Genomic DNA, 14,013 nt, shown 5'->3' with positions numbered 1-14,013 from the left:
CAAGACGACCGCCCCGCCTGCCCGCCGCCGGGGAGTTGTGAACGGTGTCGCACGGATGATCCGGTTCAGCGGGGCGGCGGAGCGATCGAAGCGCGGGGCACGAGCACCGGAGCGACCGGTGCGAGATCCGATGCGGCGGCGTCCGGCGAGGAGATCAACGCGGCCACGGCCCGGCGGGCCAGCTCCCCGAAGTCCTGACGCACGGTGGTCAGCGGTGGCCAGTAGTACGCGGAGTCCGGGATGTCGTCGAACCCCACGACGCTCATGTCGCGGGGGACGTCGAGCCCGGATTCGCGCAGGCCGGTCAGCAGGCCGAGCGCCATCTGATCGTTGGCCGCGAACACGGCGGTAGCGCCGGAATCGCGGATGGCGGCGGCCGCGTCGTGCCCGGAGCGCGCGGTCCAGTCGCCGGCGAAGACCGGTCCCGGCGCGAGCCTCCGCTCGGCGAGCTCGGCCTGGAACCCCTCGACGCGCGACTCCGCCTCGAGCCAGTCCACGGGACCGGCCAGATGCGCGATGCGAGTGTGCCCGGCATCCGCCAGCGCCGCGACCGCGAGACGGGCGCCGGCGGCGTGGTCGACCGAGAGGCCACGGGCACCGCGTCCGGCGGAGTGCAGCGTGACGACGGGGATGCCGATCCGGGAGACATCCAGGGCGAGCAGCGTCCGCGCGTGCGGGGCGACCACCACGATGCCCTCGACGCCCTGGGCGATGAGATGGTCGACGGCAGAGGCCACCGCCGCATCGTCCGCGGCATCCGCGAACGCGGCACTGACCCAGTAGCCGGCCTCCCGCGCGCTGGACTCGATCGCGGCGATGCTGCGGGACGGCCCGTACTGCAGAGCGTCCGAGGCGAGGATGCCGATCGTCCGGGTGCGCCGCGTGCCCAGTGCGCGAGCCGCGTTGTTCATGCGATAGCCGAGTTCGTCCATCGCCGCGAGAACGCGCTCGCGCGTGGCCGAGGCGACCTCGGGGTGGTCATTGAGCACGCGCGAGACGGTCTGCCGGGAGACCCCGGCGAGCGCCGCCACCTCGCGCACGCCGATCGTGCGCCCCGGAGTGCCGTGCGTGTCGCTCATCGCGATGAGTCTAGAGCCGACGCCCACCGGCGCCCCGCACGTGCCACCCTGGATCCATGCGCATCGCTCTCACGGGATCATCGGGCAAGCTCGGCCGCGTCGTCGCACGGGAACTGCGTGCCGACGGGTACGAGGTCATCGGTATGGACGTCGCCGGCGAGCGCGGACCGGACTTCGTCCAGGTCGACCTCACCGACTACGGCCAGGTCGTCGACGCGTTGACGGCGGTCGGCGACCGCCATGACGGGATCGACGCGGTCGTGCACCTCGGTGCGATCCCGGCGCCGGGCATCCGCAGCGATGTCGCGACCTTCCACAACAACATGCCGGCGACCTTCAACGTGTTCTGGGCGGCGGTGCGGCTCGGCATCCGGCGCATCGTGTACGCGTCCAGCGAGACCGTGCTGGGGCTGCCGTTCGACGTGCCGCCGCCGTACATCCCGGTCGACGAGGACTACCCCGCTCGCCCGGAGTCGGTCTACTCGCTCGTGAAGACGCTCGAGGAGCAGCTGGCGACCGAGCTCGTGCGCTGGCATCCCGACGTGTCGATCACCGCTCTGCGGTTCTCGAACGTGATGGTGCCGGAGGACTACGCGGCCTTCCCGTCATTCGACCGGGATGCCCTGCTGCGCAAGTGGAACCTGTGGGGCTACATCGACGCCCGCGACGGAGCGCAGGCCGTGCGACGCGCGCTCGAGGTCGCCGCGCCCGGCTTCGACCGGTTCATCATCGCGGCGGCCGACACGGTCATGTCGCGCCCGAACGCCGAGTTGATCGCGGAGGTGTTCCCCGGCGTGCCCCTGACTCGGGACGTCGGCCCGAACGAGACCCTGCTCTCGATCGACAAGGCCCGGCGGGTGCTGGGCTTCGACCCGCAGCACTCGTGGCGCGACCACGTGCCTCCCGCTCGTTGAGCGAGCGGAGCGAGTCGAAACACGGCTACCGTCGCTCAGCAGTGAGCCCGTTTCGACTCCTCGCTCCGCTCGTCGCTCAACGAACGGAGGGAGGGCGGGCCCCGTCGCCCCTCCCGCCCGCTGAGCGTCCCTTCCCCGCTCGTTGAGCGAGCGGAGCGAGTCGAAACGCAGTGACCGCCGCCCAGCAATGAGCCCGTTTCGACTCCTCGCTCCGCTCGTCGCTCAACGAACGGAGGGAGGAGGATGTCTCATCGCTCCTTCCCCGATCGTTGAGCGAGCGGAGCGAGTCGAAACACGGCTACCGTCGCTCAGCAGTGAGCCCGTTTCGACTCCTCGCTCCGCTCGTCGCTCAACGAACGGAGGGAGGGCGGCGCTCGTCGCTCAACGAACGGGGAGGGCGGGCCCCGTCGCTCAACGGAGCGAGTCGAAACGCGAGGGAGCTCACCGCCGGGCGATCGTGGATCCGCGGATCACGAGCCGCACGGGCAGGGTCCGCGTCCCCGAACCGATGTCGACGCCGTCGATCGCGTCGAACACGCGCAGCGCGGCCTGGCGGCCGAGCTGCTGCAGGTTGGCGTCGATGCTCGTGAGCTCGGGCCGGGAGTTCGCCGCCAGCACCTCCCAGTTGTCGTAGCCGATGACCGCGAGGTCGTCGGGCACGGACCGGCCGAGGTCCCGGGCGGAGTCGAGCACGCCGCGCGCGATCTGATCGGAGCCGCAGAAGATCGCATCGATCTCCGGATGACGCTGCAGCAGCAGGGCCGCAGCATCCCGCCCCCAGTGCTCGCTCCACTCCGAGAACATCGGCGCGCCCACGAGGTCGAGACCGGCCTCGGCGAGCGCACCCCTCGCACCCGTCAGCCTGTCCTGCGCAGCCGCATAGGAGGGATCGCCGGAGACGTGCGCGATGCGACGACGGCCGCAGGCGAGCAGATGCTCGATCGCCATCCGTCCTCCGGCGACGTTGTCGGGCGTGAGGGACAGATCGCGCGGATCGTCGGAAGGGGCGTAGGCATAGACCACCGGCACCGGGATGTCCTGCCCCAGCGACGGCCGCGGATCGGTCTGCCTGCCGACGACGATGATGCCGTCGACCCGGCGGCTGAGCAGCTCCCGCAGGTGGTGCTGCTCGCGGATGGCGTCACCGCGGGCATCGCACAGGAACACGTTGATCCGGCCCGCGCCGAACGCGTCCTCGGCGCCCATGAGGATCGGCAGCATGAAGCGGCCCTCGAGGTCGCTGGTGAGCAGGCCGACCGTCCCGGTCCGCCCGGCCAGCAGGCCCTTCGCCATGGCGTTCGGCGTGAACGCCAGCTCGTCGGCTGCGGCGCGCACGCGGGCGCGGGTCGCGGCGGCGACGTCGCCGCGGTCGTTGAGGGCTTTGGAAGCCGTGGCGATCGAGACGCCGGCGCGACGCGCGACATCGCTGAGGGTGGCCGCCCTGGTTCCGGCTTCGCCTGCTGCTGCCATCGCATCCTCCTCGTTGCTGAAAGGTTATCGGACTCACTCTTGACCGAGCCGTGAACCACACGGTATACCTTTCCGAAAGGGGTTTCGAGATTTTCGATCCAACCCCGGCAATCCCCGCCGCCGCACACCGACGGCATCCGCTCGAAGAAGAACGCAGCATCCGCTCGAGGAAGAGCCGAGGAGGCCACATCCCATGCACACCACCAGACGCCGCACGATCGGACGGGCGGCGATCGCCGTCACCGCCGTCGCGGCACTCGTCACATCCCTCGCCGCCTGCGCGAGCGGCGACGACCCTGCAGAACCCGCCGAGTCCATCCCCGCCGAGGGCGTGGACGACGGATCGACGCTGACCCTCTGGACCCGCGCACCGCTGGAGCACCAGGCGAACCTGCTCGTCGACGCCTACAACGCGACGCATGAGAATCAGGTCGAGCTCACCGTCGTCCCCAACGACGACTACGTCGCCAAGGTCGGTGCGGCCGCCGGCTCTGGCGGCCTGCCCGACCTGTTCGCCGCCGACATCGTGTACGTGCCGAACTGGGCGCAGCAGGGCCTGTTCACGGACATCAGCGAGCAGATCGACGGCCTGGACTTCAAGGACTCCATCAACCAGGGGCACCTGTCCGCCGGGACGTACGAGGACAAGGAGTACGTGCTCCCGTTCGTGCTCGACCTGTCCATGCTGTTCTGGAACAAGGAGCTCTTCGCCGAAGCGGGCCTCGACCCCGAGAAGGCGCCGGCCACTCTCGAGGAGTTCGCCGCAGCGGCTCAGGCCGTCCAGGCGCTGAACAAGCCGGACACGTACGGCACGGCCACGGGCCTGAACTGCGGCGGATGCCTGGTCTTCACGTGGTTCCCGTCGATCTGGGCATCCGGCGAGGAGGTGCTGAACGAGGACGGCACCGAGTCGCTGCTCGACGGGGATGCCGCGCAGGAGGTCTACGAGACGTGGTCCGGCCTGCAGGAGTCGGGAGCGATCCTGCCGAGCTCGACGGATGAGACGGGTCCGACCTGGACGGCCGCCTTCAGCGAGGGCAAGGTCGGCGTGATGCCGTTCCCGGCGACGCTGCTGCCCACGCTCGAATTCGACGCCGGCGTGGCGGGGCTCCCCGGGGTCGACGGCGGCGCGTCCACGTTCGTCGGCGGCGACGGCATCGGCATCTCGAAGGACTCGAAGCAGTCCGCCCAGGCGTGGAACTTCCTCAACTGGATGATGTCCGAAGAGGCTCAGGTCGAGGTGCTGGCGCAGGACGGGAACGCCGTCTCCCGCAGCGACCTCGCCGACAACGAGTACGCGGCGGCCGACCCCCGACTCGTCACGATCAACGAGGTGGCCGCGCAGGGAGACACCCCGGTGGCGATCAACTTCCAGCAGGCGTTCAACGCGCCGGGCAGCCCCTGGCTGACGCTGATCCGCAACGCCGTCCTCGAAGGCACCGACACCGTCGAGGCCGACAACGACGAGATCACCGCCATCCTGTCCCAGTGAGCGATCGGTGGGGGCGGCGACCGTCGCCCCCACCGTCCACTCCCGCGTCCCGACGGAGAGAACACATGACCTCGACCGCATCACCGCGGCTCACCCGCCGCAGGCGCACGGCTTCGGGCGGCGCCGTGCAGGGCTGGCTGTACGCGGCCCCGACGGCGCTGTTCGTGCTGGGACTGTTCGTCGTCCCGCTCGCCCTCGTCCTGCAGATGTCGGCATCGGATTGGCCGCTGCTGGGAGGCAACCAGGGGATCAACCTCCCCGACAACTACGTGGATGCCGTGAACCACCGGCTGTTCTGGGACTCCGTCCGCTTCACGCTGCTCTACACGCTCATCACGACCGTGCTGCTCATCGGGCTCGGACTCGGTCTTGCTCTGCTCGTGCAGGAGTCGACCCGCTGGAAGGGCTTCCTGCGCACGGCGTTCCTCATCCCGAGCGCGCTCGGCCTGGCATCCGCCTCTCTGCTGTTCTACGTGCTGTACTCGCCCATCGCCGGGCCCTTCGCGGACCTCATGAGGTCCTGGGGCATCACGTTCCTCGGGACGCCTGAGGGCGCCTTGTGGTCCACGGTCTTCCTGATCGTCTGGCGGTACGCGGGCTTCTACATGCTGCTCATGCTCGTCGGGCTCCAGGGCATCCCCGACGACGTCTACGAAGCGGCGCGCATCGACGGTGCCGGGCGCTGGCAGACCTTCCGCCACATCACGGTGCCGCTGCTGCGCCCGACGTTCGCACTCACGATCGTGATGTGCGTGACCGGGTCGCTGCTCGCGTTCGAGCAGTTCTACATCCTCACCAAGGGCGGCCCGGACAACAGCACCATGACCGTCGTGCAGCTCATCTACAACGTCGCCTTCCAGGGTCAGAACAGCCTCGGGATCGCCGGAGCCCTGTCGGTGATCGTGCTGATCGCCCTCATCGTGATCAACGTCTTCCAACTGCGCGCCTTCCGCCGCCCAGAGGAGAGCTGAACCGTGACCGAGAATCAGACCCTCACGCGCACCATCGTCGCGCCCGAGCACCAGCCGACCCGCCCGCGATACCGTTCGACGGCGCAGCGCGTGGTCTACGGCATCCCGTACTGGGTGTTCACGACCGCCCTGGCCGTGATCTTCCTGTACCCCCTGATCTGGACGGGAGTCTCGAGCGTGAGCCCGCTGGCGGGGACGAGCCAGACCGACGGCTGGGGCTTCGGCAACTACGCAGCGCTCGGCGAATATCAGGCCGGCATCTGGGTGTACCTGGGCAACTCGCTGTTCGTGTCCGTGCTGACCGTGGTGCTCACGCTGTTCATCTCGCTGCTGGGCGGCTACGCGTTCGCGCGATTCTCCTTCCCCGGCAAGAACGCACTGTTCCTGCTGACGCTCGCGATCCTGATGGTCCCCTACGCGACTCTGCTGATCCCGCTCTACGTGATCCTCAACGCCGTGGGGCTGCAGAACTCGCTCGTCGGGGTGGCACTGGTGATCACGATGTTCCAGCTGCCGTTCTCGATGTTCATGATGCGGATCTCGTTCGAATCGATCCCGCGCGAGATGGACGAGGCGGCCATGGTGGACGGCTGCTCCAGCTGGGGCGCCCTCTGGCGCGTGCTCCTCCCGGCGGTCAAGCCCGGACTCGTGACGGTCGGCCTGTTCGCGTTCCTCACCGCGTGGAACGACTTCATGGCACCGCTGATCCTCATCAACGACTCCAACCGGATGACGCTGCCGCTGGCGGTCGCGAACCTCCGCGGGCAGGTGCAGGGCGTCGTCGACTACGGCGCGACCGAGGCCGGCGTCGTCGTGCTGGCTCTGCCCTGCATCGTGCTCTTCCTTATCCTCCAACGCCACTACGTCCGCGGCTTCATGTCCGGCGCCTTCAAGGGATGACAGTCAAAGGATGACGATGTACGACACCACTGCTCCGGCCGCTCCCGTGGTCCCCACCCGCGGGCGGCTGCGTCCTCTCGGCCTCGGTGAGGTGACGATCACGGACGGGTTCTGGGCCCGACGTCAGCGGGTCAACGGCGAGGCCACGCTCGAGCACATCGAGTCGCGACTCGAGTCCGAGGGCTGGCTGGGCAATTTCGATCTCGCGGCCTCCGGCAAGCTGCCGGCCGGCCGGCGGGGTCGGGAGTTCGCGGATTCCGAGATCTACAAGTACCTCGAGGCCGTCGCGTGGGAGATCGGGCGGAGGGATGCCGACGCATCCTCTCCGCTCGAACAGCGCTTCCGTGCGATCGTCGCCCGCGTCGCGGCAGCACAGGAACCCGACGGGTACCTCAACACGAACTTCGGCCGCCCGGGTCAACGCGAACGCTGGTCGGATCTGGAGTGGGGGCACGAGCTGTACTGCCTCGGGCACCTCTTCCAGGCGGCGGTCGCGCGCGTGCGGACCCGACCGGATGCCGACGACGGCCTGATCGAGATCGCCCGGCGTGCCGCGGAGCTGGTGTGCCGCGAGTTCGGCATCGGCGGTCGCGAGGGGATCTGCGGGCACGCCGAGGTCGAGGTCGGCCTCGCCGAACTCGGCCGCGCGCTGGGTGAGCGGCGCTTCGTCGAGCAGGCCGCCCTGTTCGTCGAGCGACACGGACGAGGCTCGCTGCGCGACATCGAGTGGGGCCGGAAGTACTACCAGGACGATACGTCCGTGAGAGATGCCGACGCCCTTCGCGGGCATGCGGTGCGCGCGAACTACCTGTCGGCGGGGGCGAGCGATGTCGCCGTGGAGACGGATGACGACGCGCTGCTGTCGTCGCTGCGTCGCCAGTGGGACCGCACGGTGGAGCGCCGGACATACATCACCGGCGGTCAGGGCTCGCACCATCAGGACGAGGCCTTCGGCGACGACTGGGAGCTCCCTGCCGATCGCGCCTACTCGGAGACCTGTGCCGGGATCGGATCGATCATGTTCTCGTGGCGGCTGCTGCTCGCGACCGGCGAGGCCGCGTACGCCGATCTCATCGAGCGGACCCTGTTCAACGTCGTGGCGACGTCGCCGGCACCGGATGGCAAGGCGTTCTACTACGCCAACACCCTGCATCAGCGGGTTCCCGGCATCCCGGCCGACCCGTCTGCGACCTCGTCGCGGGCGTCGTCTTCGCTGCGGGCGCCGTGGTTCGAGGTCTCGTGCTGCCCTCCGAACGTCGCGCGCACCTTCGCGAGCCTGGACGCCTACGTCGCGACCGCGGATGACGACGGTGTGCAGCTGCATCAGTACGCGACGGGCCGCGTGCGAACGGTGCTCCCGGACGGACGGGTCGTGGCGTTCGACGTGCAGACGGACTATCCCGCCGACGGCCGGGTGCGGATCACGATCGCGCAGGATGCCGAGTTCACGCTCACGCTGCGGATCCCCGCCTGGGCTGACGGCGCGCGCCTGGTCGTCGGCGGCGCGGGCGAGGACGTGGCTCCGGGCACGCCCTCCGTGCGTCGTGCTTTCCGGGCGGGCGATGTCATCGAGCTGGCTCTCCCCGTGGCTCCGCGCGTGACCGCCCCCGATCCTCGGGTGGATGCCGTGCGGGGATGCGTCGTCGTGGAACGGGGCCCCGAGGTGCTCGCTCTGGAGTCGGTGGATCTCGGCGCGGATGTGGGCGATGCCGTCCTGGCGGGCGAGCCCGTCGAACGCGACGGGTCTGTGGTGCTCCCGGTGCGGAATCGCTCGACCGACTCGGTGTCCGAGGTGCCCCTGGTGGCCTATCACGACTGGGCCCAGCGCGGCCCGTCGACGATGCGGGTGTGGGTTCCGACGAGCTGAGAGCGACCTGCCGGTAGCGGCGAGCTCCGAACCGGGACCGTTGGCGGCATTCCGGCGGACCCTGACGCTCTTCGCACGCTCAGGCCCGAGCGCATTCACTACCCTCGTTGCATGCGCATCGACGACTTCGCCGTCCCCGACACCGCCGCCGCGCGGGGCGCCCGCGAGCTCATGGACGAGTACCACTCACCCGCACTGCGTAACCACGTGCAGCGCTCCTGGCTGTGGGCCGAGGCGTTCGCGGTCATCGAGGGTCGAACGGGCGTCGACCACGAGCTGCTCTACGCCGCGGCACTCCTGCACGACATCGGACTCGCGCCGGCGTTCGACAATCACCTGCTCGGCTACGAGGAGGCCGGCGGCCACGTCGGCGAGGCGATGGCCGCCGGGGCGGGATGGCCGATCGAGCGCCGGCGACGGATCAACGAGGTCATCGTGAGGCACAACTGGCCGGAGGTCGACCCAGGGCTCGACCTCGAGGGTCACCTGCTCGAGATCGCGACCGGCCTCGACATCTCGGGGCGTCGGGACACGGAGATCCCGCTCGCGTTCCGCCGCGAAGTCCTCTCCGTGTACCCGCGACTCACTCTCGCCGAGGAGTTCGGGGCCGGCGTGAGCGAGCAGGCAGACCGCAAGCCGCACAGTCACGCCTCGCGTCTGCTCGACGGCGGTCTGATCGACAAACTGGGGGCGAACCCGCTGGAGCGCCTCCCCGCTCGTTGAGCGACGTCTCGACTCGCAGCACTCGCTCACTGCAGGCCCTACGAGTCGAAGCGCGGCCACCGCCGCTCAGTATCGGACGCGTTTCGACTCCTCGCTTCCGCTCGTCGCTCAACGAGCGGAAGGAGGCGTGCCGCTCAACGAACGGTACGGAGGGGCGCGCCGCTCGACGCTCGACGAGCGGGAGCACGCGCGTGCGGACGGGGCGTCGAGCGCCCACCGCACTATCCTGTTCGGATGACTGGGACGCCGGCCCGCGCGAGGATGAAGGACGTCGCCGCGCTCGCCGGCGTCTCGCCGAAGACGGTCTCGAACGTCGTGACCGGGACCGTCGCGGTCCGCGAGGAGACCAGGGCGCGGGTCGAAGCGGCCATGGCCGAGCTCGACTTCGTCCCGAATCTCAACGCCCGGGGGCTGCGCCAGGGACGCAGTGGCATCATCGCGCTGGCGCTGCCCGATCTCGCCACCGCCTATTCCGCGGAGCTCGTGCACCGCATCGTCGAGGCCGCCCACGAACGCGGGCTCGCCGTGCAGATCGAGGAGACCGCGTCCGAGCCCGACCGCGAGAAGGAACTGCTCTCTCGCGCCCGGGCGCATCTCGTCGACGGCCTCATCCTCAACCCGATCCGCCTGGAGGACAGCGTCGTGCGCCACGCCGATCGCCTGCCTCCGATCGTCGTGATCGGCGAAGTCGAGCAGCACCGCGCCGACCACGTGCGCATCGACAGCCAGCAGGCCGCGGCGGACGCCGCTCGCCACGTCCTGGAGCGCGGCGCACGCCGCATCGCCGTGATCGGCGGCGACGACGACGCGTCGGTCGCGACCGCGACCAGCAGGCTCCGCCTGGATGGCGTCCACGATGCGCTGCGCGAGGCGGGCATCGCCCGCGACCCCGCCCTCGAGATCAACCGGCTGCCCTGGTCGATGGCCGCGGGCGCCGAGGGCATGAGGGAGATCCTCGACCGTCGCGTGGCGTTCGACGCCGTGGTCGCGTTCACGGACTCGATGGCCGCGGGGGCGCTGCACACCCTCCATGACCACGGCATCGACGTGCCCGGAGACGTGATCGTCACGGGGTTCGACGACGTCGAGTTCTCGCAGTTCACGTCGCCGTCGCTCACGACCATCGCCTTCGACCGCGCCGCCTTCGCCGAGGCGACGCTCGGGTTGCTGCAGTCGCGGATGGACGACCGTACGGCCGCGCCGCGCTCGCTGACGCTGTCGCATCGGGTCCTGGAGCGCGCGAGCACGGCACGCACGCCCGCGGGCCACCGCCCCTGAGCAGGCGGCGGCCCCGGCATCCCGAGCACCCAAGGCCGCCAAGGCTTGCGCACCGGATTACCACGATGTAATGATGAGACGCCCGATCCGTGCAACCCCGACCGCTGTCACGAAGGAGTGACGATGACACCCCCGCTCGATATGTCCCGAAGGCAGTTCCTCGCTGCCGCATCGGTGGCCGCCGGCACAGTGCTGCTCGCCGGCTGCGCCCCCGGTGCCCCCTCAGGCTCGAACGCCCAGACGCTGCAGTTCTGGCATCTGCTGTCGGGAGGCGACGGCGTGACGATGTCCGCGCTCCTGCAGGGCGTGAACGATGCCCAGAGCGACTACTACATCCGGCCCACCGTCCTCGCCTGGGGAACGCCGTACTACACCAAGCTCGCCATGGCGGGCGCCGGTGGCCGCGCCCCCGACGTCGCGATCATGCACGCGACTCGCACGGTCGGATGGGCGCCCGGCGGCCTGCTGGACACCTGGGACGTCGACCGGCTCGCCGAACTCGGCGTGGACCGCTCCACCTTCCCGCGACCGATCTGGGAGAAGGGCTTCGTCGGCGACGACCTGTTCAGCATCGCGCTGGACGCGCATCCCTTCATCCTGATGTTCAACACCGACATCTGCGACGCGGCCGGGGTCCTGGAGACCGACGGCACGCTCACGCCGACCTCGTCCCCCGAGGAGTACCTGGACCAGCTCCGCGAGGTCGCCGGCGCCGCGGAGGGCCACGCGCTGTCTTACGGCTACCTCGGCGACGGGGCCCAGATGTGGCGCCTGTTCTACGGCCTGTACGCGCAGCACGGTCTCGAGATCGAGCTCCCGGTCGGCGGCAAGGCCGTGATCGACAAGGATGCCGCGGTCGAGGTCCTCACCTTCATGCAGTCTCTCCTCGACGGCGAGATCGCCGCTGCTCAAGCCGACTACGGCACCGCGGTGGCCGAGTTCGCGACCGGTCAGAGCGGCATGCTGATGACCGGCGTCTGGGAGCTGCGCACCATGCAGAACGCCGGCATCCCCTTCGACGCCACGATGATCCCGACGCTGTACGGGACGCCGGCCGTGTACGCCGACTCGCACTCATTCGTGCTCCCGCATCAGATGAACGCGGACCCCGTCCGACGCGACCTGACCTACCGGTTCGTCGCCGACATGCTCAAGGGCTCCTTCGGCTGGGCGGAAGCCGGCCACATCCCCGCGTTCCTCCCGGTGACGCAGTCGCCCGAGTACGACGATCTCGTCCCGCAGGCCCACTACGCCGAAGCGGCCGACCACGTGGTCTACGACCCGCAGGCCTGGTTCACGGGGTCCGGATCCAACTTCCAGAGCGAGTTCGGCGCCGCCGTGCAGGGCGTGCTCCTGTCCGGCGATGACCCGGCTGTCGCGATCGACCGCTTCGAGGCACGGGTCAACACGTGGCTCAAGCAGCCGAACCCGGCCGATCCTGAAGGGACGTGGAAGCCATGACCACCACCGCCTCCTCGTCCACGCGCGTCATCGTCACGGGCAAGGCCGCCGATCACCGCAGCCGCCGCTCCGGTGCGCCCAAGCGCGAGCAGCTCATCAGCTGGGCGTTCCTCGCGCCGTTCCTCGTCGCCTTCCTGCTGTTCCTCGCCTGGCCGATCATCCACGGCATCTACCTGAGCTTCACCGACCAGTCGCTGACCGGCGCGGGAGGAACGCTCGTCGGGTTCGCGAACTACGCCGAGGCACTCGCAGACCCCGTGATGTGGCAGTCGCTGTGGAACACCGTGTGGTTCACGCTGCTGTCCACCGTGCCGCTCGTCCTGATCGCGCTGATCATGGCGGCGCTCGTGGATCGCGGCCTGCCCGGCCAGTGGCTGTGGCGTCTGTCGTTCTTCATGCCGTATCTGCTCGCCTCGACGGTCATCTCCCAGATCTGGGTGTGGATCTTCAACCCGCAGATCGGCGCAGCCAACAACATCCTCAAGTTCTTCGGCCTCGAGCCGATCGCGTGGCTGCAGAACCCGGACACGAACATGCTGTCGATCGTCATCGCGACGGTCTGGTGGACGGTCGGGTTCAACTTCCTGCTCTACCTGGCCGCGATGCAGAACATCCCGCCGCAGCAGTATGAGGCGGCCTCTCTGGACGGCGCCGGAGCGTGGCGCCAGTTCTGGTCGATCACCCTGCCGCAGCTGGGTCCCGCCACCGTGCTCATCCTCATCCTGCAGATCCTGGCATCCCTGAAGCTGTTCGATCAGGCCTATCAGATGCTCGGCGGGGTGGCGAGTGACACTACGCGATCGATCGTGCAGTACATCTACGAAGCCGGATTCGTCAGCTACCGGTTCGGCTACTCGGCCGCCATCTCCTATGTGTTCTTCGCCATCATCGTCATCATCGGCGTCGCGCAGGCCCTGGTCATGCGCCGTCGGAAGGAGCAGTGATGTCCACCGCAACCCTCTCTCCGACCGAGACGATCACCGTCGCGAAGCCCGGCAGGGCGCGCCGCACTCGACTACCGGGACAGAAGCCCTTCGGCCCGCTGCGGGTCACCGCGTTCGTCGTCCTGCTGCTCATGGCGATCGGCTGGCTGCTGCCCTTCCTGTGGGCGGTCGCCACCGCGTTCAAGACCGAGACGGATGCCGCATCCGGCGACCCGTCGTGGATCGGAGCCTCGGGGCCGACGGTCGAGGCCTTCGCCGCGATCCTCTCCCAGGGCAACGTCTACATCTGGGCGTTCAACAGCCTGTGGACCTCGGCGGCCGTGACCGCGATCACCCTCGCGATCTCGGCGCTGGCGGCCTACGCGTTCTCGCGTCTGGACTTCACGGGGCGCAAGTGGCTGTTCGCCGTGATCATCGCGTCGATCGTCGTGCCGCCGCAGGTGCTGATCATCCCGCTGTTCTACCAGATGCTCACGTTCAACATGATCGACACGTACTGGGGCCTGATCCTGCCGCAGGTCGTGGCGCCGGCGATGGTGTTCATCCTGAAGCGGTTCTTCGACGCCATCCCGATCGAGCTCGAGGATGCGGCCCGCGTGGACGGTGCGAGCCGGCTCCGGATCTTCTGGTCCATCGTGCTGCCGCTGTCGCGGCCGATCCTGGCGTCCGTCGCGATCTTCGTGTTCATCGGCGCGTGGAACAACTTCCTCTGGCCGTTCCTCGTCATCAACGACACCACGCTGATGACGCTGCCGGTCGGACTCCAGACCGTCATCAGCGCGTACGGCGTGCAGTACGCGCAGGTCATGGCCCAGGCGGTGCTGGCCGCACTGCCGCTCATCATCGTGTTCATCATCTTCCAGAAGCAGATCGTCAAGGGCGTCGCCACCAGCGGCTTCGGCGGTCAGTAGTCC

12 protein-coding genes are annotated in these 14,013 nt (G+C 69.2%); 10 read left to right on the top strand and 2 right to left on the bottom strand.

The genetic code is table 11. The features are described from left to right. Positions 1-65 precede the first annotated feature (65 nt). On the bottom strand, positions 66-1,079 hold the full coding sequence (locus AC3RXZ_RS13030; protein ID WP_243229512.1) for a LacI family DNA-binding transcriptional regulator: 1,014 nt from the start codon (positions 1,077-1,079) through the stop codon (positions 66-68). Between the two features lie 56 nt (positions 1,080-1,135). Here AC3RXZ_RS13030 and AC3RXZ_RS13025 point away from each other — a divergent pair, with 56 nt between their 5' ends. Continuing rightward, positions 1,136-1,993 carry an NAD-dependent epimerase/dehydratase family protein gene (locus AC3RXZ_RS13025; RefSeq protein ID WP_491494285.1) on the top strand — a complete coding sequence of 286 codons (858 nt, stop codon included), beginning with the start codon at positions 1,136-1,138 and terminating at the stop codon, positions 1,991-1,993. A gap of 441 nt (positions 1,994-2,434) precedes the next feature. On the opposite strand, the gene AC3RXZ_RS13020 is transcribed toward AC3RXZ_RS13025, so the two are convergent. Further along, positions 2,435-3,463 carry a LacI family DNA-binding transcriptional regulator gene (locus tag AC3RXZ_RS13020; RefSeq protein ID WP_491494284.1) on the bottom strand — a complete coding sequence of 343 codons (1,029 nt, stop codon included), beginning with the start codon at positions 3,461-3,463 and terminating at the stop codon, positions 2,435-2,437. A 193-nt stretch (positions 3,464-3,656) separates the two neighbouring features. Between AC3RXZ_RS13020 and AC3RXZ_RS13015 the strand changes: the two genes are divergently transcribed. The 9 genes from AC3RXZ_RS13015 to AC3RXZ_RS12975 all read left to right on the top strand — a co-directional run bounded on the left by AC3RXZ_RS13015 (position 3,657) and on the right by AC3RXZ_RS12975 (position 14,010). Continuing rightward, positions 3,657-4,955, top strand: coding sequence for an ABC transporter substrate-binding protein (locus AC3RXZ_RS13015; protein WP_243229509.1), 1,299 nt, complete (start codon positions 3,657-3,659; stop codon positions 4,953-4,955). 65 nt (positions 4,956-5,020) lie between these two features. Then, complete coding sequence (locus AC3RXZ_RS13010) at positions 5,021-5,926, top strand: carbohydrate ABC transporter permease (RefSeq protein ID WP_491494283.1); 906 nt, start codon at positions 5,021-5,023, stop codon at positions 5,924-5,926. 3 nt (positions 5,927-5,929) lie between these two features. Next, complete coding sequence (locus AC3RXZ_RS13005; RefSeq protein WP_243229507.1) at positions 5,930-6,826, top strand: carbohydrate ABC transporter permease; 897 nt, start codon at positions 5,930-5,932, stop codon at positions 6,824-6,826. 10 nt (positions 6,827-6,836) lie between these two features. Continuing rightward, the gene (locus tag AC3RXZ_RS13000; protein ID WP_491494282.1) at positions 6,837-8,693 is read left to right on the top strand and encodes a glycoside hydrolase family 127 protein; all 1,857 of its coding nucleotides are present in this window, start codon (positions 6,837-6,839) and stop codon (positions 8,691-8,693) included. Positions 8,694-8,804: 111 nt separating this feature from the next. Continuing rightward, positions 8,805-9,416, top strand: a complete 612-nt coding sequence (locus AC3RXZ_RS12995; protein WP_491494281.1) for an HD domain-containing protein — start codon at positions 8,805-8,807, stop codon at positions 9,414-9,416. Positions 9,417-9,650: 234 nt separating this feature from the next. After that, complete coding sequence (locus AC3RXZ_RS12990; RefSeq protein ID WP_243229504.1) at positions 9,651-10,694, top strand: LacI family DNA-binding transcriptional regulator; 1,044 nt, start codon at positions 9,651-9,653, stop codon at positions 10,692-10,694. A 123-nt stretch (positions 10,695-10,817) separates the two neighbouring features. Beyond that, on the top strand, positions 10,818-12,155 hold the full coding sequence (locus AC3RXZ_RS12985; protein ID WP_243229503.1) for a substrate-binding domain-containing protein: 1,338 nt from the start codon (positions 10,818-10,820) through the stop codon (positions 12,153-12,155). Beyond that, a complete protein-coding gene (locus AC3RXZ_RS12980; RefSeq protein ID WP_243229502.1) occupies positions 12,152-13,099 on the top strand; it encodes a carbohydrate ABC transporter permease in 948 nt (315 codons plus the stop codon). Before AC3RXZ_RS12985 ends, AC3RXZ_RS12980 begins: the two co-directional genes overlap by 4 nt. After that, positions 13,099-14,010 (top strand): carbohydrate ABC transporter permease, encoded by a 912-nt coding sequence (locus AC3RXZ_RS12975; protein ID WP_243229501.1) that lies wholly within the window; start codon positions 13,099-13,101, stop codon positions 14,008-14,010. The genes AC3RXZ_RS12980 and AC3RXZ_RS12975 overlap by 1 nt, the downstream gene beginning before the upstream one ends. The last annotated feature ends 3 nt before the right edge of the window (positions 14,011-14,013 follow it).

It is taken from the genome of Microbacterium cucumeris (assembly GCF_058349845.2).
The sequence above is the reverse complement of the archived record's forward strand: the minus strand, read 5'-3'. Positions and strand labels throughout refer to the sequence as shown.